The 19,562-nt window shown below is 67.2% G+C and carries 16 protein-coding genes; 11 read left to right on the top strand and 5 right to left on the bottom strand.

What is annotated here, in order from left to right:
• On the top strand, positions 1-474 hold a 474-nt coding region (locus QHF83_RS26190), incomplete at its 5' end, for a transposase (RefSeq protein WP_282420671.1).
• 178 nt (positions 475-652) lie between these two features.
• Here QHF83_RS26190 and QHF83_RS26195 read toward each other — a convergent pair.
• Entirely contained in the window at positions 653-2,479 is a 1,827-nt protein-coding gene (locus tag QHF83_RS26195; protein WP_282420672.1) for a recombinase family protein, read from the bottom strand.
• Positions 2,480-2,937: 458 nt separating this feature from the next.
• Here QHF83_RS26195 and QHF83_RS26200 point away from each other — a divergent pair, with 458 nt between their 5' ends.
• The 4 genes from QHF83_RS26200 (at position 2,938) to QHF83_RS26215 (ending at position 9,352) form a co-directional block, all read left to right on the top strand.
• Positions 2,938-3,186 (top strand): hypothetical protein, encoded by a 249-nt coding sequence (locus QHF83_RS26200; RefSeq protein ID WP_282420673.1) that lies wholly within the window; start codon positions 2,938-2,940, stop codon positions 3,184-3,186.
• A gap of 338 nt (positions 3,187-3,524) precedes the next feature.
• The gene (locus tag QHF83_RS26205) at positions 3,525-8,009 is read left to right on the top strand and encodes a hypothetical protein (protein WP_282420674.1); all 4,485 of its coding nucleotides are present in this window, start codon (positions 3,525-3,527) and stop codon (positions 8,007-8,009) included.
• Between the two features lie 424 nt (positions 8,010-8,433).
• Positions 8,434-8,634 (top strand): hypothetical protein, encoded by a 201-nt coding sequence (locus QHF83_RS26210; protein ID WP_282420743.1) that lies wholly within the window; start codon positions 8,434-8,436, stop codon positions 8,632-8,634.
• Between the two features lie 196 nt (positions 8,635-8,830).
• A complete protein-coding gene (locus tag QHF83_RS26215; RefSeq protein ID WP_282420675.1) occupies positions 8,831-9,352 on the top strand; it encodes a sigma-70 family RNA polymerase sigma factor in 522 nt (173 codons plus the stop codon).
• A 93-nt stretch (positions 9,353-9,445) separates the two neighbouring features.
• On the opposite strand, the gene QHF83_RS26220 is transcribed toward QHF83_RS26215, so the two are convergent.
• Positions 9,446-9,667 carry a hypothetical protein gene (locus QHF83_RS26220; protein WP_282420676.1) on the bottom strand — a complete coding sequence of 74 codons (222 nt, stop codon included), beginning with the start codon at positions 9,665-9,667 and terminating at the stop codon, positions 9,446-9,448.
• Positions 9,664-9,921, bottom strand: coding sequence for a hypothetical protein (locus tag QHF83_RS26225; RefSeq protein WP_282420677.1), 258 nt, complete (start codon positions 9,919-9,921; stop codon positions 9,664-9,666). Before QHF83_RS26225 ends, QHF83_RS26220 begins: the two co-directional genes overlap by 4 nt.
• Positions 9,922-10,053: 132 nt before the next feature.
• Here QHF83_RS26225 and QHF83_RS26230 point away from each other — a divergent pair, with 132 nt between their 5' ends.
• The 3 genes from QHF83_RS26230 (at position 10,054) to QHF83_RS26240 (ending at position 13,906) form a co-directional block, all read left to right on the top strand.
• Positions 10,054-10,257 carry a hypothetical protein gene (locus QHF83_RS26230; RefSeq protein ID WP_282420678.1) on the top strand — a complete coding sequence of 68 codons (204 nt, stop codon included), beginning with the start codon at positions 10,054-10,056 and terminating at the stop codon, positions 10,255-10,257.
• 650 nt (positions 10,258-10,907) lie between these two features.
• Positions 10,908-12,143 (top strand): hypothetical protein, encoded by a 1,236-nt coding sequence (locus tag QHF83_RS26235; protein WP_282420679.1) that lies wholly within the window; start codon positions 10,908-10,910, stop codon positions 12,141-12,143.
• 86 nt (positions 12,144-12,229) lie between these two features.
• Positions 12,230-13,906, top strand: coding sequence for a sensor histidine kinase (locus QHF83_RS26240; RefSeq protein WP_282420680.1), 1,677 nt, complete (start codon positions 12,230-12,232; stop codon positions 13,904-13,906).
• 191 nt (positions 13,907-14,097) lie between these two features.
• Here the strand turns inward: QHF83_RS26240 and QHF83_RS26245 are convergent, their stop codons facing one another.
• Positions 14,098-14,487, bottom strand: a complete 390-nt coding sequence (locus QHF83_RS26245) for a hypothetical protein (protein ID WP_282420681.1) — start codon at positions 14,485-14,487, stop codon at positions 14,098-14,100.
• Between the two features lie 343 nt (positions 14,488-14,830).
• Between QHF83_RS26245 and QHF83_RS26250 the strand changes: the two genes are divergently transcribed.
• Both QHF83_RS26250 and QHF83_RS26255 read left to right on the top strand, forming a co-directional pair.
• A complete protein-coding gene (locus QHF83_RS26250) occupies positions 14,831-15,214 on the top strand; it encodes a hypothetical protein (RefSeq protein ID WP_282420682.1) in 384 nt (127 codons plus the stop codon).
• A gap of 5 nt (positions 15,215-15,219) precedes the next feature.
• Entirely contained in the window at positions 15,220-15,504 is a 285-nt protein-coding gene (locus QHF83_RS26255) for a hypothetical protein (RefSeq protein WP_282420683.1), read from the top strand.
• Positions 15,505-15,507: 3 nt separating this feature from the next.
• Here QHF83_RS26255 and QHF83_RS26260 read toward each other — a convergent pair whose 3' ends face one another.
• Complete coding sequence (locus QHF83_RS26260) at positions 15,508-17,766, bottom strand: glycosyltransferase family 39 protein (RefSeq protein WP_282420684.1); 2,259 nt, start codon at positions 17,764-17,766, stop codon at positions 15,508-15,510.
• A gap of 56 nt (positions 17,767-17,822) precedes the next feature.
• Here QHF83_RS26260 and QHF83_RS26265 point away from each other — a divergent pair, with 56 nt between their 5' ends.
• Entirely contained in the window at positions 17,823-19,430 is a 1,608-nt protein-coding gene (locus QHF83_RS26265) for a hypothetical protein (protein ID WP_282420685.1), read from the top strand.
• Positions 19,431-19,562 lie beyond the last annotated feature (132 nt).

The following is a 19,562-nucleotide window of genomic DNA, read 5'->3' on the forward strand; positions in this document are numbered from 1 at the left end:
GCCCCTACATCGCCTGATGGCCAATTCACCAAGGACGCGTTTCACATGGATCTTGCGAGCGATACGGTCACCTGTCCGGCTGGGCAGCTCGTCCAAATACGCCGCCGAAAGGATGGCTCAGGAGTAGCGTCTTTCGGTGCGCGCTGCGGGAAGTGCCCGCTCGCGGCTTCATGCACGAAATCCAAGCAAGGCCGCAACGTCGCGGTGAATCAGCGAGAGCATCTGCTGCAGCACGCGCGCACGGAGCAGAAGAGCCCCGCGTGGCGCGCTGGCTATAAAGCCACGCGCCCGAAGGTCGAGCGCAAGCTCGCACATCTGATGAGGCGAAGGCACGGCGGACGTCGAGTACGCGTACGCGGCACCGAGCGAGTCACGCGCGACTTCACGATGCTCTGCGCCGCGGAGAACCTCCGACGGCTCGCCGCGCTGGGGCTGCGGCACGACAAGCGGTCGAGAACGCGTTGGGCAGTGTGACCGGGGGCGGGGGGCGCCCCGCACACCCGCCCCCCGCCACGGAAGACCAGAAGACGATCCAAACCATTATCAGCCGTCAGGCGACCTGTCCGATATGCACCCTGGCGGCCATGGGAACACGAGCGGCCACGACCTCTTCGACGGGCTCGCGATCGACACCAGCCACCTAGGACGCCTGCTAGGCGTCACCGGGCGGAAGCGCGCGCGCGTGCTCGGCGCCTCCCGGGAGCATCGGGCGAGCAGGGCGGCGCGGATCGTCGCTCGCATGGTCGAGCGTTGCGGGATCGGGTAGGCGTCCCTCCGCACACCGGACGGCCATCGTCGCGGCATCGCTCCATTCGATTGCGATCCCCTCCGGACCGATCTTGATCCCGTCGAGCATCGCCGCGAGCGTAGCGCGCCGAGCAGGGACGCCCATCGTCTCCCATTGCGCCACGATCGAGCGCAACCACGAGAGCGCCCCCTTTCGATTCTCGACCGTATCGGCCGAAGCTTCCGCGGATAGCGCCCGCTCTTCCGCATCGATCGCGGCAAGCTCTCGCTCGATGCGCGCCGCTTCCGCCCGGATCACCTCCATGGACCATTGACCCGAGGAGACCATGGAAACGAGATTGCTGCGCGCCGTCACGAGCTTGGCCCGCTGCGCCCTAAAATTCGGCGCGTGGGGGGACGGCGGAGGGGCTTTCGACAGTTGACCGTCTAGCGCTTTGAAGTGACGCGCCGCGAGTTTTTCGATCTTCGGGTCGATCTCGCCCTGCCGATTCCAGGGCGCTCCCTGGCAACGCTCCCGTGTCCCGTGTTTCAACTCGGGAGCGTATCGCTTCCGGCACACGTAGTAGCCCGCATGCTTGTTTTTCTCGCTAGCAGGGTGCGACGTGATCATCGATCCGCAAAGGGAGCACCGGGCGAGCCCTCGGATCAACCATTGCGCCGTGATCGTCGTCGTGCTCGCCTTGCGTCCGTAGTTACGGCGCCCCGACAGTGCATGCTGCGCCGCGTGCCACATTTGCAGCGTAACGATCGGCTCGTGTGCATCGACCCATTCCGCGGGCTTCTGCGTCAGTTGACGGTTTTTGTCGGGCCTTACCGGAGTCGTCGCAATCTGCCCGGCGTACATGCGGTTTTTGAGCAACGCCAGGATCCACCGGGAGCGGAAGGCGGAGAGGCCCGGATAGGTGGTCTGACAGTGTCGCGCTATGTCATTCGCGCTATGCCCTGCAATGCACATGTCGAACATTTGGCGCACGATCGGCGCCTTGACCGGATCGATCTCCAATCGGCGCGGCTTGTCGTGAACGTCCGCTCCCTTGGCCCGCACGTACCCGAACGGGGGCTGTCCCTCTACGAATTTCCCGAGGGACCGGAGCCGCTTTCGATTGCCTTCCGTGCGATCACGGATGCGGGCCCGCTCCATCTGTGCGATCGACGCCCACAGGGCCATCTGCGTTTCCCCCTCGGGGGTAGAGGCGTCGAAGCGTTCGGCGAGAGACAGGAAGCGCGCCCCCCGCTTGATGATGTCGCGCACGGCGGAGATCGTGAAGACGATGTCACGGGAGAACCGATCGAGCTTGGCCACGATCACGAGATCCCCCGGGCGGACTGCCTTTAGCAGGGTGGCGATCTTCTCTCGCTTCTCTTGTGACTCGACGCCGCCCGATTCCGTTTCCTCAAAGTCAATCGGATCGGGGAGGCGCGCATACTGGCAGTAACGCCGGATCTCTTCGTCCTGCGCGTCGAGCGACGTGCCGGATCGCATCTGCTCCATGGTGGACACGCGCCGATAGGCAAGGACTCGCGACGTCCCTGCGTGCGGACCGTTGACCGCGAAAACACGCTTGACCGCGGAAGGATCTTCGATCGTGGGCCCTGCGTTCACGACGACCGCGGGCGCATGGGGCGCGGCATCGAAGAAAGAGACTTCGCCCGGGGGGCTCACATGCGCGCCCTTCTGCGCCGTGCCGCGCGCCTTGCCGCCCTTGCTACCCTTGCCGCCCATGCCGGGCATGATGCCGTTCCTGGGATCCATGGTCGAGACCTCTCTAACGGACAGGCTCGACTACTGAACAAGCGATCAGCTAAAGTGCCGGGCCGCGCGTCGCTCTCAGAGTCGCACAAGTTGTTGTAATCATTGAAGTAGCGGCCTGGTACGTACGTAGCAAATGGATCCCTGATCGGAGGCGGAGGCGGAGGCGGAGGCGGAGGCGGAGGCGGAGGCGCGTGCGCGTGCGTTTGGGCGTGCGCGTGCGCGTGCGTTTGGGGAACGGTATGCAGGGGTTCCGCTCGGGGACGGCGATCGTACCGTCGTGCTCGGCCTCTTCAAGGCCAAGCCGTGCTCGCCATCCTCGCCACGCTTCGCGTGGCTCCGGGTGGCTCCGCGCGGTGCTGCGCAGCCTTGAAGAGGCCTCCGCGCGACGCTGTGGGACGGGGGTCCCGGCGAAAGGGTCGTCGGGCGGAGGAGTCATCATGCTGAAGATCTACGAAGTCGTTTTGGCCATGGCGGGGGACGCGGCAAGTATTGCAGAGCGGATTGAGCGAAAGGATTCGGATCTGGCGCGGCAGATGCGCAGGGCCATGCACAGCGTCGCGTTGAACGCGGCAGAAGCGGTGGGAAGCTCTCGCCTAAAGAACGCCAACGTTTCGAAACAGCTCACGTTTCCGTCTGCGTTGACGTCACGAATGGCATCATCGTTGACCTTTCGCCAAACGCACTGACTGGGGCACTGCCCGCTTGACACCATCAAGCTCCACGCCGCGCGCGGCTGTCCAGAACCGTAATTTTGATTGACAGCAGAACTTACATGTATCCAGATCTCGGCAAGATCTGACGCCAGCAACCTGGCTGGCCAACATTCTGCGAGGGAGTCTTCATGTCCAAGGCTTCAAGGCGAACACCCTGCTCCCACGGGTCCAGGGTTCGTTCGCGGCCGCGCACAGGACGCGCGGCCTTGTGCTCCGCACTGATAGGCGCCTTGCTCGGGTGTACGAACGAGCAGCAGCCCGAGAACGGCGCACAGAGGGCTTCGACGCCCCCGAGCCACGCTCCTGCCCCGGTGCCCGCCGCGGGGCAGCTCGGGCTCGGCGACGTCATGCGGCGCGTGCACTTCGCGTTTCGCCCCGAAGGCGATTCGTTTCGTGGGGGCCACACGACGTATGCCGTACGCGCGGATGCGCGCTCGTTCGAGGTCGCGCCGTACCAACCCGCGGGGGAGGAGCCGGGGCGCGATGCGGTGAAAGGCGCCGCCTTCGTTGCCACGCTGGCGTCGATCGATCGCGGCGGCGTCTCTGCGTTAGGCGGAGGCGACACGCGGGCGGACCTTGATCCGAGCTCGCGCGTCGCCATCATGCACGGCGACGTGGTCGAGCACCTCGAAAATACCGAGCAGGGCGTCGAGCAGAGCTTTTCGTTCGCTGCGAAGCCCGAGGGCCGCGGGGATCTCGTGGTTCGGATTGCGGTCTCCGGGGAGATCTTTACGAAGGAGAACGAGGCCGGGCTTCACTTCGTGGATCCGGCGACGGGCCTCGGCGTACGTTATGGCGTCGCGACGTGGATCGACGGGCGCGGGCAGAAGACCGCGGTGCCCGTCGACTTCGAGGAGGGGCACATCGTCTTGCGTGTGCCGGAGCGCGCGCTCGAGGAGAGCGCTTTCCCGGCCGTCCTGGATCCCGTGATCGGGCCCGAGTTCGGCATCGACCAGCCGATCTACGTGCCCGCGTACTACGGGCAGACGGACCCGGCCGTCGCCTATGGCAATGGGCAGTATCTAGTCGTCTGGGAAGACGGACGCACGGCCGGCTCCGCGGAGCGTGACATTTATGGCGCGCGCGTCACGAGCGCGGGAGTCGTCCTCGATCAGACGGGCATCCTGATCTCGGCGGGGGCCAACGAGCAGGAAGCACCCGATCTCGCTTTCGACGGCACCAACTGGATGGTGACGTGGACCGACAAGCGGATCTTCTCGAGCGGCGACATCTATGCCGCGCGTGTCAGCGGCAGCGGCACCGTGCTCGAACCCAATGGGAGGCAAATCTCATCTGGCGGCGCCACGCATGGACCGTCGGCCATCTCGTTCGACGGAACGAAGTACTTCATCGTATACAAGAAAAACACCGGCGTCTACGGGCGCTTCGCGTCGCCCGCAGGTACGCTACAGCCTGAGGTCACCATCCAGAACTCCGGGGTGTACCTGGCCGACAGCGATGTCGACGTCGCATTCAACGGGTTGAACTACCTCGTCGTCAGCGACTCGAAGACCAACAACGGCGGCTACTACGTCCGCGGCCACCGAGTGACGCCCGCGGGGGCCGTGCTCGGGACGGAAGACCTCTGCTCGGACTTCCAGTCCACCGAACCGTGCAATGCCGATCGTATGGAAGTCTCCTCCGACGGCACGAACTGGTTCGCCGTGTGGTCGGGCAAAGGCATGATGGGTCAGCGTGTCACCAACTCCGGCGTGCTGCTCGACGGTATGGATGGCAAATCCCTTGGGCTCACGGGAGCCGTCGGCAGCGTCGTCTACGCAGGCGGCGTGTACAACGTCTTCGCCATTTTCGGCTTCGATGTTCGTGGCGCGCAATTCGACTCGCTCGGGAACATGACGACCCCGTGGGCCGCGCTCATCGGGGAGGCCGGAGGCTCGAGGCACGCCGCCTCCGCGGCGCACGACGGGACGAACATCTTCCTCGTCTTCGAGGACACCCGCGGCTCGAGCGAGTCCTCGGGCAACGATATCTTCGGGCTGCGCCTCTCGAACGCGCTCGCCAAGCTCGATCCGGCGAGCCAGCGCATCACCCAGACGGCGCACACGCAGATGCGCCCCGCCGTCGCCTACAACGGGACGGACTACCTCGCCGTCTGGGAGGACATGCGCCATTCGTCGAGCTCGCGCGACGTCTTCGGGGCGCGGCTGAACTCCGACGGGGCGGTGCTCGATCCGAATGGCATTGAAATTGCGATGGCCGCAAGCCAACAGGGCGCACCCAGCGTCGCCGCGCTCGGTACCGATTGGCTGGTCGCCTGGCAAGACAGTCGCAATCTCGGGACCGACGACGTCTACGCCGCGCGGGTCAGCGGATCCGGGACCGTGTCGGACCCGCAGGGGATCCCGATCGTCACCGGCGCGGGCTTTCAGCGGGCCCCCGTCGTCTCGTCCGACGGCACGAACTGGCTCGTCGCCTGGCAGGACACCGTCACCCTCCAGATCTGGGCGAGCCGCGTCTCCCAGGCCGGGGCGGTGCTCGATCCGTCGGGCATTCAGATCTCGTCGAGCGGCGGGACGACGCCCGCTGTCGCGTACAACGGCACGAACTACCTTATCGCGTGGACGAGGCCCGGGGCGGGCGACGACGTCGTCGCTGCGCGGATGACGCCCGCCGGGACGGTGCTCGACACGGGAAACCTCGTCGTCCCTCTCGGGGTCACGGCGACACGGGAGACGACCCCTTCCGTCGCCTCGAACGGCACGGATTGGCTCGTCACCTGGGAGAACGGCTACGACGCCAACGTCCGCGGCGCGCGCGTGAACAACGACGGCACGATGCTCGATCCGACGGGGATCGACATCTCGACCGCGGCGAACCGGCAAGCGGCGTCCCGCGCAGCCTGGGACGGCGCGCAATACTGGGTCGTCTGGCAAGACGAGCGCGCCGTGAGCGGGCGGCAGGATCTTTATGGCGCGCGGATCACGCCCGGCGGCGTGGTGATGGATCCGACAGGCCTCGTCATCGCCAATGCTCAGAATCGAAATGAGCTGAGTCCCTCCATCGCCGCGGGGCCGTTCAAAGAGACGCTCCTCGTCTACCAGCGCTTCGAGCCCGCACAGCCCATCGGAACCACCCGGACATTCGCCCGCTTCGTCACGGATCCGACGCTCAGCGTGAATGGGGACCCCTGCCAATCGGGCGCCCTGTGCGCGAGCGGCTCGTGCGTCGACGGCGTCTGCTGCGACACGGCCTGCAGCGGCTCCTGCGTGGCCTGCACGGCGGCGAAGAAGGGCGCGGGCGTCGACGGCGAATGTGGTCCCGTCGCGATGGGCGGCGATCCGGACGACGAGTGCGCGGATCAGGGAGCGAGCACCTGCGGGACGACCGGGAGCTGCAATGGCGCGGGCGCGTGCCAGATGTACGCCCAGGGCACGTCTTGCGGAGCGGTCTGCGTGAGTGGCGCAGCGCAGCCGAATGCGTGCAACGGTATAGGCACGTGCGTGGCCGCGGGTGCGTCCGCGAACTGCGCGCCGTACGCCTGCGTGGACGGAGCATGCAACACGACCTGCGCTGCGGATGCCGATTGCGCGGCGGGCAACGTGTGCATCGGAGGCGTATGCGGGAAGCTCGGAGCGAACGGCGCCGCGTGCGCGAGCGACGTCTGGTGCCAGTCGGACGCTTGCGTCGACGGTGTCTGCTGCGACACGGCCTGCGCCGGCCTCTGCGAGGCCTGCACCGCAGCTAAGAAGGGCGCCGGCGCCGACGGCGTGTGCGGGCCCATCGCGAGCGGGACGGATCCCGAGAACGAATGCGCGTTCGAAGCAGCCGAGAGCTGCGGGCAGAACGGCCAATGCAACGGCGCAGGGGCCTGCCAGCTCCATCAGCAGGGGACGTCCTGTGGGGCCTCGCTTTGCCAGGGGACCGTCGTAAAGGGTCAGATTTGCGATGGCACGGGTCAATGCGTGACCGATCCCGCAGGAATGGATTGCGCGCCATACGTCTGCTCGGCGGGGTCGTGCAAGAATCCGTGCACGAACGACAACGAGTGCCTGTCCGGCAATATTTGCATCAACGGAGTATGCAAGCCCCCGGGGATGCCCGGAATTGCTTGCTCGTCCGGATTCGAATGCAGTTCGGGCTTCTGTGTCGACGACGTCTGCTGCGAGACGGCCTGCACTGGATCCTGCGAGGCCTGCTCGGCCGCCAAGAAAGGCCAGGGGGCAGACGGGCAGTGCGAGCCCATCAAGATGGGCACGGATCCCGACGACGAGTGCGCGGCGCAGCCGCCTTCGACCTGCGGGCTCGACGGTCAATGCAACGGGTCCGGGGAGTGTTCGTTGTATGCGGCGGGTACGGAGTGCGCGGCAGCATCCTGTACGGACACCACTCAGGTGAACGCTTCGAAATGCGACGGGAGCGGCACGTGCGTCGAGGGTACGCAGGTGAACTGCGTGGAAGGATACGCGTGCGTCGCGGGCAAGTGTGCCACGAGCTGCACGGACGACACGGCTTGCGCCCCCAGCTACGTATGCAATGTCTCGATGAAGTGGTGTGAGTCTTCGGTCCAGAGCGGCTCGGGGAGTGGCTCCGGTGCCGGCGGCTCCGATCCTGGTGCAGGCGGCTCCGGGGGCGTCGGCGGCGTCTCTCCTGGCTCCGGTGGGAGCGATTCCGCAGGCGATGAAGGTTGCGGATGCCGGGTCGCAGGTACGCTTCGCGTTACGTCCTTCGCGTCGAGAGCGCTGATTGCATTGGCACTGGGCATCGCTTTGCGCCGTCGTTCCCGTGGGTCACGCGCGGGTTCATCCAAGGCCGGCACGGACACCGCTCTTCGGTAACTCTCACGTCCCCCTCACGTCCAGCTCGGCTGGCGTTCTGATGCTCGGTCAATCCTTCCTGCTACGACGCCTCTCATAATGCCCCCGAAGATACGGCGGGATCCCGGTAGTGTGGTGCCGCGGCAGCACGCGGATCCGCTTCCCGCATCCGCACCGGCACACATGCCGCCCTTTCGCGTTCTCCGCTGCTGCCCACGCTGAACACACCTCCGGCTGATGCCACCGGATGAACCGCGGGATCCCGACGCAGTGGTGCCACGGCTTCACCACGACCCGCCCTCCGCACCCGCAGGCGCACGTGTGCCCTTTCACGTTCTCGGCCGCCGCCCACGCCTCTGCCGCGCCCGCGGGGGTCCGGCGCATGGGCAATTTCACGGTTCCTGCCATCACCAGGGGCGGTGTCGCCGTTTGGTGAAAGGTTAACATTGCCGAAGGCATGGGCAACCACGCCGGAAACAAGCGGCAGCGCTACTCCTCCGCCCTCGGGTCGGCCAGGGAGGTGCTGGCCTGCGTCCAGGTCGCCCAGGCCATGCGCTATATCGGCACCGTCGATGCAAAGGTCCTCGACCGAATGGACCACGTCATCGCCACCCTCACCCGCCTCGTCTACCGCCGCGCATCGTAAGGGAAAGCCTCCCTCGCCCCTCTCCCGGGACGGGAGAGGGGTTGGGGGTGAGGGAATTCCCCCGGGACGAACCAATCTCACTTTTTATCGTTGAGTTCCGCCCCGATTCGTGGGACAAAACAAGCGACGCCGGCCGGTGAAGCAACACCGACCAGCGTCTGACCCACAACCCCGCACTGACCGGAGTCATGAGCTAATGACAACGCTACTCGTCCATCCGCCGCCGGCAAACTTTTCGGCATCGCACGCCTTGCTCGGCCGCCTCTACCTCGAACACCGCGCTTTCCTGCGCCGCCTTCTTCTTGTCCAGGCCGTCCCTCTCTGCGACGTGGAGGATGTCCTGCAAGAGGTCTTCATCACGGTATGGCGTCGCCTCTCGTGCCTGATCACGCCGGAGCAGGCTCGCCCGTGGCTCGCGCTGATCGGGCTCAACCATGCGCGCAATCACCGCCGGCTCGTGCGACGCGAGCGTGAGGTGCTCGTTGGATTCGCGGAGGATCTGACCTCGGCGGAGACCCTGCTACACGCGATGTACGGCATGTTCCGGCTGAAGCGATTCCTGGAAAAGCTCAGCTCCCGCCTGCGCGCTGCGGTCCTCCCCTTCCTGGAGGGCCAATCAATACCGGAGATTGCAGCCTCGCTCGGCATCAAGCCGAAGGCCGTCGATGGTCGCCTGCATCTCGCCCGAAAGCGGTTGGAGATGCTCGCGCCCGCGTAAGTCCCGCTCCCGCTTTGCGACGAGGTAGGTCCATCGGTGGGAGCTCGAGCCTTCATTTGGGGAGACGAGTCACCGCAAAAAAGGGTTGTCCCGTCATGCCGGCTCCTCGGGGATCTCGGGCGAGCCGGGCCAGGTGATGCCGACCTTTTGAAGCCTGTACTGGGCGCCATGCACGCGCTTCGGGTCGGGCGCGGGGAGAAGGAGCGTCTCGAGCTCGGCGACCGTGAACTCCGTGGGGCCTTTCAGCCTCCGATCGACCACCGCGTCGATGATCGCGTGTGCGGGGGCGTCTTGCGGGCGGTCGTGGTACGTCACGATCCGATCCACCCGGGGCGTGGATAATACGACTCACAAGACAGCGGCAAGAGCCGCCCGTCGTGGAGCAAGCCCCACGCGGCCAGTCGGACGGCGCCGTGGGCCGTCGGCTTGTCGAAGAGCAAGCCTCCCACGCGATCGCCGTGAAGCCAGAAGCCCACGCCCGCCCGCCTCTCCCCATGCTCGTCCCCCACGTAGAGCCAACCGACGGCCATCACGAAGGCGGATTCGAGCTCGGCGGGGAGCCCTAACACGGCACCGCGCACGTCGTCCGGGCCGCCGGTCACCGCAGAGGCCGAGAGGCGGAGCTGCTCGAATGGCCCGAGAACGAGCGGAATGCCTGGGCCTCTGCCATCGAGGCGAAGCGCGAGGCGTACGACGTCGCCGTGAAAGCGTATCGACCCGTCGAGGCGGCCCGCGTCGTCGCCGAGGCCGGTTATCGCGCCGCCGTGCGGGGCGCGCACACGCGCCTCAAGAACTTCAAGCGCGACCTGAAGAACCTCGGCCTCACCGAGGCGCAGATCCACGAGATCATCCCCGACGCGAGCGCCGCCAAGAAGCGCGGCAGCAGCGGAACCGGGGAAAAATAAGCGTTTCGACCCGTCTCCGCCCGATATCGGTTTCCCGAACCGGCGTTCGACCCTTCCTCGACGAAAAAACGGCTCCCTGAATCGCCTCGCGACGCGTCTTTCGCGCGGAAGGCTTCTCCCAAATTCGCCACGGAAGGGTCGTCTGTGAAACGATGGTCTTCCAAATCTCCTTCCGACCCGTCCGCGGCGCGTCGAGGAGAGGCGCGGTCCGGCAAGGAAGGGTCGCGGCGCCGCCGAGCCTTCCGTTTTTTGTGAAGGAAGGGTCGGGCGACAAAAAACGGAGCCGTTTTTTCGGCAAGGAAGGGTCGGCGGGCGGTTCAGCCTTTCAGGATCGGCGCGAGACGGGTCGGAGTGTGGTTTCGGTAAAAAGTTGCCCCGCGCACACGCCTCCAGTGTCCTGGCTCGCATGCGTCGCCATGGGGTCCTCCTCCTCGCGGTCCTTCTCGTCCTGTGTGTGCCGTCTCTCGTCCGCGCGCAGATCCGCGTCTGCGTCAGGCCGCCTGATGTCGCGCCGAACGTGAACGAATGGGCCTATTCGCCGGGGGCGAAGGAGTGGCACGATGAAGACCAAGGTACGGGTAAAGTTTGACGGGAATGACGTTCCGGGACGCGAACAGACCGTCTTGGGATCCGCGGGGTGTGGTCCCGATGTGGCCGAGGTCAGCGATAACAAATTCCTGAAGCTTTTCGCTTATGTTACGCTCGATTTCGGCGACTCTCGCCGCCTCACCCTGCAGAAGCTTCTCTTTGCCTATGAGGTCGAATGGCAAGAGGATCGCTGGGACGAATACACGGACGAGGAGTTCGAAGCGGCCCCCCTCATCGTTGCGATCGGCACCTCGGAAATCTTCGTCTTCGGAGGCCCTCGGTTCGGCACCGACTACGACATCTCGACCGCGTGCCCGGCCTGTGGCGCAGGGATGCGGCAGACCGCGGCGTACGTGCTCGATGGCTCGGACGCAGAGAGCATGGGCAAGCTCAGGCAGTTTCGCGCCGTGAGCACCTACGGCGAGATCCTCGTCGACGAGCGGCTCGCCGAGACGCTCGAGAACGCAGGGCTCTCGGGGCTCTCCTTTCGCAGCGTGTACGCAAAGCAGAAGGACATGCGGCAGACCCAGCTGCCATGGATGCAGATGTGGGCGCCTTCCACGTTGCCCCCGATGTCCTCACGCTCGACTGGCGTCGAACGCGGCAAGGTGTGCAAATCCTGCGGACGGAGCAAATACAACCAGTCCACAGAAGAACCCTTGCGCCTCGCGTACCACGCCCGTGATCTCGTCGGAGCGCAAGACGTCAACCGGATGTGGGAGCGTTTCGGTATCGCGCGGTGGAACGGCGACCTGAAGACAGCCGTAGTCTCGCAACCCGATTTCCTCGTCACCCCCAAGGCGTCCTTCACCAGCCCCCAGGCGCGCAAGAACGCGGTTGTACCTCGGATCCCGTGCGCTGGGCCCTCGCCTCCGCTTCCGCTTCCCGTTGCAGGATTCCGGCCATCGTCTTCCACTCGGCATGCACCGACGCCTCGATGTCCGTGCGCCTCGTCTCCGGCCTTCGAGCCGGCGGAGCGCGCGGCGCAGGAGCGCGAGATCGGCCTCCGCGAGATGAAGCGACGGATCGGGCCCCTTGTATCGAGGAGGGCGTCGGTCACGTACATGCCGTGGGTCGTGAACCCGAGCCCGAGCGGCGTCGTGTCGCGGAGCTTCCGCAGAAGGGGCACGATGTCCTTGAAGAGCAGGGGTTCGCCGCCGCCGAAGGCCACTTCGAGCACACCCCACGTCGCCGCCTTCGGGAGGAGAGGACGAGCCATACGCCTCGCTGGGTTTGTCCAGAGAGGCTCCGGCATCAACGGGAAACCTCCGCGCCCGATCCGAAGTATCTTTGATTGATCGTCACGGTGCGAAAAACCGTGAAAGCGGGCTCGGCAGCGTCCGTCTTTGCACGACATGTGCTACCTGTGTCGAGGGAGGGGTTCGTGCCGACGATCAAGCACATCATCGAGACGCATGGCGGCCGTATCCTCGAACGCTGGGCCGAGGAGGCGCAGAAAACGGCATCGGCGCGTGGGCTCTCGCAGCCCGAGCTGATGAACATCATGCCGACGTTCCTCGCGTCCCTGGTCGAGGTGAACGTGCGTCAGCCGAGCGGCCGCCAGGTCGAGCTCGTGGAGAGCCACCTGGCTTCCCGCCTCCGCCAGGGCTTCGATCTCCCCGAGCTCCAGAGCGAGTTTGCGCTTCTCAGCCGCTGCATCTTCCAGGCGTGGGCGGCCGTGCCGCCCGAGCAGAGGTGCGACCCGCTGGAGGTCGACAGGATCCTCGAAATCGTGCACGCGTCGACGGTGCTGGTATCCGACAGGTTCGTCCGGCACCTCCTCGACGACGCGCAGTCGGAGAAGCGTTTTTTTCGGCTCATACGACAGGCGTTCACGGGCGAGCCGTCCGACGCGCTCCGCAGGTTCCCGACCCTGGCCGACCGGCTCCACGCCGCCATGCCGATCGTCATGGAGGCGCTCGGCGCCGCGACGGCGGCCATCTTGCTGCACGAGCCCACGACCGAAAAGCTCGTGATGACCGCGTCGGCGGGGATCGCCGACGAAAGCCTCACGCATTACGTCCGCTCGCTCTCGCCCTCCTCGTTTGCCGGGACGATCGCATCGCGCGATGTGCCGACGTCCCTCCTCGACGCGGAGACGACCGAGCTCGACGTCACCGACACGCTCCGCCACAGCGGCATCCATGCGCTCCTCGGGGTCCGTATCCCCCTCCAGCGCAGGCTCCTCGGCGTGATGTACGTCGGCCTGCGCGAGCAGCGGCCTTTCTCGGCGCGGGAGAAGCAGCGTTTCGAGGCGATCGCCCACCACCTCGCGCTCCTCATCGAGAACGTGGAGCTCTACGGCATGCTGCATGATCAAATCGAGGCGCTGCAGGAAGAGCAGCGGATGCGGGAGGTCTTCTCGTCGATCCTCGTGCACGACCTCCGCGGCCCCCTCTCTGCGGCGCGCGTGGCCGCGCAACTGGTGAACCGCTCGATCGACGACCCCAGGTCCAACCGCTGGATGTCGACCGTCCTCCGGAGCCTGGACCGCTCCGAGCGCATGGTGAGCGACCTGCTCGACGCGCAGCGCGTCAAGGCGGGCGACCGCCTCCCGCTCTCACGCGAGCGCTGCGACATCCTCGATATCGTGCGAGACGTCGTGGCCGAGCTTTCCCAGCAGCACGGCGATCGTTTCGTCGTCGTCGCGCCCGAAGGGCCCACGACGGGGAACTTCGGTCGCGAGGAGCTCCGGCGAGCCTTGTGGAACCTCGCGTCGAACGCGCTCAAATACGGGTCGGCCGACCCGGTGCGTTTCACCGTGCGCTCGCGGCCGGACCTCGTCGAGGTGGAGGTCCACAACGAGGGCCCGCCGATCCCCGCGGACGAGCAGGCCACGCTGTTCGAGCCCTTCACCCGCGCGCGCCACGAGCGCGCGTCGCCGGGCGGCTGGGGGCTCGGGCTCGCCGTCGTCCGCGGCGTCGCGGAGGCTCACGGCGGGAGCGTCGACGTCGACAGCACCCCCGGGCGCGGGACCTCGTTCACGATGCGGCTGCCGGTGGGCGACGAGGGACCTCCGGAAAACGCCGAGGGCCGCGCACCTGTCACGCCCGGTCGTTGACGCTCCCGCCTCCCCGGTGCGACCATCCCCCTCACGGAGGCCTCCCGCCGCGCGGAAACCGGCTCGCCTAGCAGGCTGGCGAGAAACGCCGCGAGCGCCCTGGAGCTAGGGAGGAGGACGCAGGAATACAGGCGTATTCCGAGGACGACGACCGACGATCCAGGGCGCGCAGCAAGTTCATCGACAGCCTGCTAGCCGTTGCAACAAACGTAGGTGCTGCACGAGCACCATTTCGTGAGGCTGTTGCACGAGCAATCACAAACGCCGTACTGGGCCACGCCGTCGATGCCGCAATACGCCTTGAGCTTGGTCCACAGGGCATTGCACACGAACGACATGCCGAACGAGCTGCCGCTCGTCGAGTAACACATCGCCGAGCTCGGGTCCTCCGCGCCACTCTCCTCGGCCCCCGAGAGCGTCGGCTCCCCCGTCTCCTCGGCGGGTTCGTCTTCCACGGACGATTGCAGGCCGACCTCGAGATCCTCGTGCTCGATCTGGACCTGCTCCATCCCGCCGCCGAGCGACGCGATCTCCGCGCCGGGCGCGCTTTCGAGCGCCTCGGGCGTGCCCTCCGTCGTCATCGGAGCGACACACCCGATCCCTCCCATCGCGAATGCGCAAACGAAGCCGACACCAAGCCCCCAAACCTTCTTCACGCAAGCGTTCATGGCATTCCCCTCCACGCGCAGGCGACAGACGCGGGCGCCCGCCGCCGGCAGTCTCTAGCAGGGAATGCCCGCGCGTGGCCGGTTTGATCATCCAAACGCGAAGGAGGAGAAACGACCGTCCCGGCCACAGCGGGTCGTGCTCCGGGGGATATGCAGCCTTGCTCTGCACGTCGCCCCCGCGAACCCTTGACACCCGCGACGGGCTTTGTCTTCTTACCGCGCCATGATCTGGAGAACAGGAACCCTTGCGCTTCTCTTGGCGGCTTGCGCATCGAGCACGCCGCCGGACAAGACGTCGGCCGAGGCGGACAAACCCGCGGCGGCAGCGCTCACGCCGGCGGAGCGGGAGGAGCTCGCGCGGCAGTTCCGGCAAGAAGAGGCCGAGGACGCCTACAAGTGGAAGCTGCAGACCTTCGTGCATCCGGTCGTCTGCGCGGACCGGCAAGGCCGCAGCGGGGATGCATGGATCACGATTCAGGACGGGAAGGTCGTGAAAGCGGGCCTCGAGGACGGCTCCCCCGACAACGCGGTTGATCTCACCCCGCAGCTCGCCGGAAAAGCCGTGCCCCCGGTGCCGGCCAAGTACGAGAAGCTCTTTGCGGGCGGCGAACAGGTCTACTTCTCCTGGAGCTGCATGTGAGCGCCATGAAAAAACACGTCTTTGCCGCGGGCCTCGTCGCCCTCGTTTTTGGCGCCGCCCTCGGGTGTAGCAACACGACGCCCGCGCCGGTCGACAGCGGCGCCGCGTCGGCTCAAAAGGCCGCGCCCGCGCCCTCGTGCCCGGCAGGCACGTTCGCGAACAACGAGGGGCAGTGCCTCGAGGAATGCGCGGCCGATGCCGACTGCGAGCCGAACCAGGCCTGCGAGGACGTGCGTTTCATCGAGAAAGACGGCAGCATGGGCCCGCTCATGGGCAAGGGCTGCCAGTAACGTCTAGTCGAGCCGCAGCACCTCGATCGCATTCGTCCCCGCGGGCCGCGCGAGCTTCATCGACTTCCCCCGCCCGAGCAGCGCCGCGTGGAAGACCTCCACGCCGGGCCTCTTCACGATCGTCACCGGATCCACGTAAAGAAACCCCTTCCGCATCCGCTCGACCGGCACCACGAGCGGCATTCCCACCTCGCGTGTCGTCGGATCCGGCATCGTCGTGGAGAACCTTGCACCCGCAAGGACCTTCGAGCGCACGGTGAGCGTCGTCCCCGGCGCGAGCGGGCCCGACGCCCGGACGAACAGGTCGAGGCGCGAACGCGCGCCCGTCCGGTACGACGCGCCCACGATCTCGGGCCCGTCCTCGTACGCCGCGCCGATCGGCCGGAGCTCGCGCGTGATCTCCGCGAAGAGCGCCTCCGCCCGCGCCGCGTCGCCCTGCGTCACGGCGACGTTGTGCGCGATTCGTTTCTGTTCGAACGTCCGCGGCGGCTCCGCGGGCGGCGTCGCCTCCTGCTCCCAGTGCACACGCTGCTCCCATGTCGCATGCGCGTCCGGCACGATCGTACGCGCGGGCTCCGTCGCGCTCACGAACAGCCACTCGAACGTGCTCGGCTCGCGCTCCTCGAAGACGTACGCGTCGATCGGCGCGAACGCCTCGCCCGGGAACACGGCCCAGAACGGGCCCACGGCCGTCACGTGAAACCGCTTCGTCACGGCCGCGAGCTGCGCCTCCGGCACGTAACGGCTGTCCATCACGAACACGCCGGCGCGCCCCGGCAGCGGCCCCGTCGGCACCGGCAGGTTGACCTTCACCACGCGCCCGCCGAGCGACCAGACCTGCGCCCACGTCGCGTGCATGCTCTCGTGCAGGAGGGCCGTGGCGTCGCGCGGGATGCGCGAAGCGAGCCATCGCAGGAACACGGTCTTGTCGCCGTCCGAGTCGATGAGGTTTCCCTTCTCGTTGAAGCGCCCGCCCGTTTGCCGCGCGTAGAGGAGCGCAGGCGCGCCGTCGCGCAGGATGAACACGAGCGGCACGAGCAGGATCCCCAGCGCGATGAGCCCGCCCTCGAGCGCGCTACCCGCGGGCAACCGCCGCGCGCGACGCGCGAGGGCGGCGAGGCGCTCGAACACGGGCGCGAGCGTGGCCACGAGCGCGCCCATCGCGAGCGCGAAGTACGCGCCGAACGTCTGTGGCCAGAACACGTGGATGTCGGCGCCTTGCTTGAAGACGATGTACTGGAACGTCGCCATGCCGAGCACGAGGAGCGGCGCGAGCTCGACCTCGGCGCGCGTGAGGAGCAGGCGCAGCACGCAGAGGGCGGCCGCGATCTTGCCGAGCAGGATCGCGATCGGCGTGAACGAGAGCTCGATCCAGTACCGCCGGCTCGCGAGCACGGCCGAGAGCGGGATCGCGTTGCCCGCCGAGCGGGATCCGTAGACCGAGAGCAGATCGCCGAGCTTGCCGGCCTTCTGGAAGATCGCGAGGTAGAGGACCCCGGTGAGCACGGACAGCACGGCCCAGGTGATCCAGAGCTCGGCATACCGGCGCTCGTGGAGCGGTCCGAAGAAGCGACGGCCGCCGAGGTAGGCGCGGAGGAGCCCGAAGCCGAGCCACTGCCCCGCGAGGACGAACGCCGGCCAGTCCGAGTGCAGCGCCATGAAGAGGCCTGCCGCGCTCACGAAGAGGAAGCGCCTGCGCCATGTCTGGACGAGCCGCACCCAGCCGTAGATCGCGAGGAGCGACCAGAACATGAGCGGCACTTCGAGCGCGTTGAAGCTCGCGAAGGCCAGCGTGATCGGCAGGACGACGAACGCGACGGCCGCCGCCGCGCCCGCCGCGGGTCGCCAGATCGAGCGGCCGATCGCGTAGAGCAAGGGCGGCGTGGCGGCCGAGAGGAGGATCGCGGCGAGGCGGCAGACGACGTCGTGCCGGCCCACGATCTTCATGACGAACGCCGTCACCCAAAAGATGCCCCACGGGTGGTGGCAGTAGTAGAGCTCCGGTCCGGGCCGCGCCTCGGTGTACTCCCAGACGGGGCCCGGGATCCCCCAGCGCAGCATGTTCTCCGCGATGATCCCCATGCTCGCGGTCGAGGCCCAGTGCCCGTTGAGCACGGGCCCGAGCATCTCCCACGCGGCGACGAGGAAAAACCACGCCGTGGCCACGATGGCGAGCGCCCGGGCGATCCGCGCCTCGCGCGCGCTCGCCACGGGCAGCCCGTCCGAGCCTTGGGGCAAGCGGAGCGAGAGCCTCGGGATCATGCGCGCGGGAGGGTAGCGGATGGCAAGCGCGAAGGGCGTGGTAACTTGCCGCCCCCGTGCGTCTCGGAAAGCGGCTAGAGGCCGCCGTACACAAGAATCCCCTCGGTTCCGCTCTGGCGATCGTCGCGCTGGCCGCGTCCCTCTACGTGATCGCCTACCCGTTCACGGCCGCGCGGTACGCGCCGATGACGGATCTCCCGTTCCACGCCGCGCAGACCGGCGCGCTGCGGCATTTCTTCGATCCGAGCTACCACCTGCGGGATCAGTTCGAGCTGCACCCGCTCGCGGTCCCGTACATGTCCTCGTACGTGCTCGGCGCGCTCTTCATGTTCCTCGTGCCCGCGTACGTGGCCGTGAAGATCGCGGCCGTGGCCATGCTCGCGCTCCTGCCCGCGGGCCTCGCCGTGCTCTTTCACGGCATGAAGAAGAGCCCGCTCCTCGGCCTCGCAGGCCTGCCGTTCGCGTGGAGCCACCTCACGCACTGGGGCTTCCTCAACTTCGTCGGCGCGCTCGGCCTCTTCGCGATGGCAGTCGGCGTGACGCTCCTCCTGCTCGACGCGCCCTCGCGGCGCCGGCAGATCACGCTCTCGGCCGTCCTCGTCCTGCTCTTCTTCACGCACGTCTTCCGCTTCCCGTTCGCCGCCCTTGGCGTCGTCGCCGCGGCCGTCGTGATGTACCCGGCGACGCGGCGCTTCCGGCCGATCCTCGCGCCGCTGGCTCTGCCGCTCGCGCTCTTCGCCGTGTGGACACGCGTCCGGCCCGCGGCCATCGGCGGGCCCATCGACCTCTCGCACTTCGATACCCACCGTCTCGACGAGATCCGCCCGCTCCTCTTCGAAGGCGGCTTCCACGATGCGAACGAGGCCGCGGCGATCGTCACGAATTACCGCACCGTGGGGCTCGTCGCGCTCATCTCGCTCGTCGCGTTCGCGCTCTCGGGCCGCGCGAACACCTGGAACCGCCGCGCCTGGTCCTTCGCCCTCGGCAGCCACGTCCTCGCCCTCGGCTGCGCGGGCGCGTTCCTCCTGTCGTTCCTGGTGCTGCCGATGCAGCAGGGCGTCTGGTGGTACGTCTACCCGCGCGAGGCCACGGCGCTCGCGTTCCTCGCGCTCGCCGTCCTGCCCGATCTGCCCCGCGCGCCCCTGCTCCGCGCCCCGCTCGTCCTCGCGCTCGCCCTCGCGCCGATCGGCCTCTCGCGCGCCATCGCCACGAATTACCGCGTCTTCGATCGGGCGACCGAGGACTTCCACCGCATCGTCGAAGACATCCCGCGCGCCCCGCGCCTCATGTATCTCGTCTTCGATCACGGGGGCTCGACCAAGAAAAACACCCCTTTCATCCATTTGCCGGCCTACGTGCAGGCGGAGAAGGGCGGCTGGCTCAGCTTCCATTTCGCCGTCTTCGGCGCCTCGCCGTTCGTGTATCGGAGCCGCGCCGAGCCCTCGGCCGTCATCCCGCCGCACGTCCCCACGCGATGGGAATGGACGCCGCACAAGTTTCGGCCTCTCCAGAATGGTAGGTTTTTCGATTGGTTCCTCGTTCGCAGCCGAACTTCGCCGGACGGCATGTTTCGCGAGGATCCCACGATTGTCCCGGTGAATCACGTCGGCACGTGGTGGCTCTACCGACGGAAATCCGCCCAGGGCCCGCTCGATCGCCCGTGATCCGGCCGCCATCGCTTCCTTGCGTCTCTGACGCCAGGGGCTAGGCTGCGCGATCATGGCGGCAATGATGCGAAGTGCCCCGAGGGATCGCGAGGCCCGGCAGGAGCACGCGCCGGCTTCCGGGGCACGCGC

The organism is Polyangium sp. 15x6 (assembly GCF_029960785.1).
Taxonomy (GTDB): Bacteria; Myxococcota_A; Polyangia; order Polyangiales; family Polyangiaceae; genus Polyangium.

Bases quoted from the DNA above. Each gene is read 5' to 3' on its own strand.
- QHF83_RS26195 (WP_282420672.1), bottom strand. From the start codon at position 2,479: ATGCCCGGCATGGGCGGCAAGGGTAGCAAGGGCGGCAAGGCGCGCGGC.
- QHF83_RS26200 (WP_282420673.1), top strand. From the start codon at position 2,938: ATGCTGAAGATCTACGAAGTCGTTTTGGCCATGGCGGGGGACGCGGCA.
- QHF83_RS26215 (WP_282420675.1), top strand. From the start codon at position 8,831: ATGACAACGCTACTCGTCCATCCGCCGCCGGCAAACTTTTCGGCATCG.
- QHF83_RS26245 (WP_282420681.1), bottom strand. From the start codon at position 14,487: ATGACGACGGAGGGCACGCCCGAGGCGCTCGAAAGCGCGCCCGGCGCG.
- QHF83_RS26255 (WP_282420683.1), top strand. From the start codon at position 15,220: ATGAAAAAACACGTCTTTGCCGCGGGCCTCGTCGCCCTCGTTTTTGGC.
- QHF83_RS26260 (WP_282420684.1), bottom strand. From the start codon at position 17,766: ATGATCCCGAGGCTCTCGCTCCGCTTGCCCCAAGGCTCGGACGGGCTG.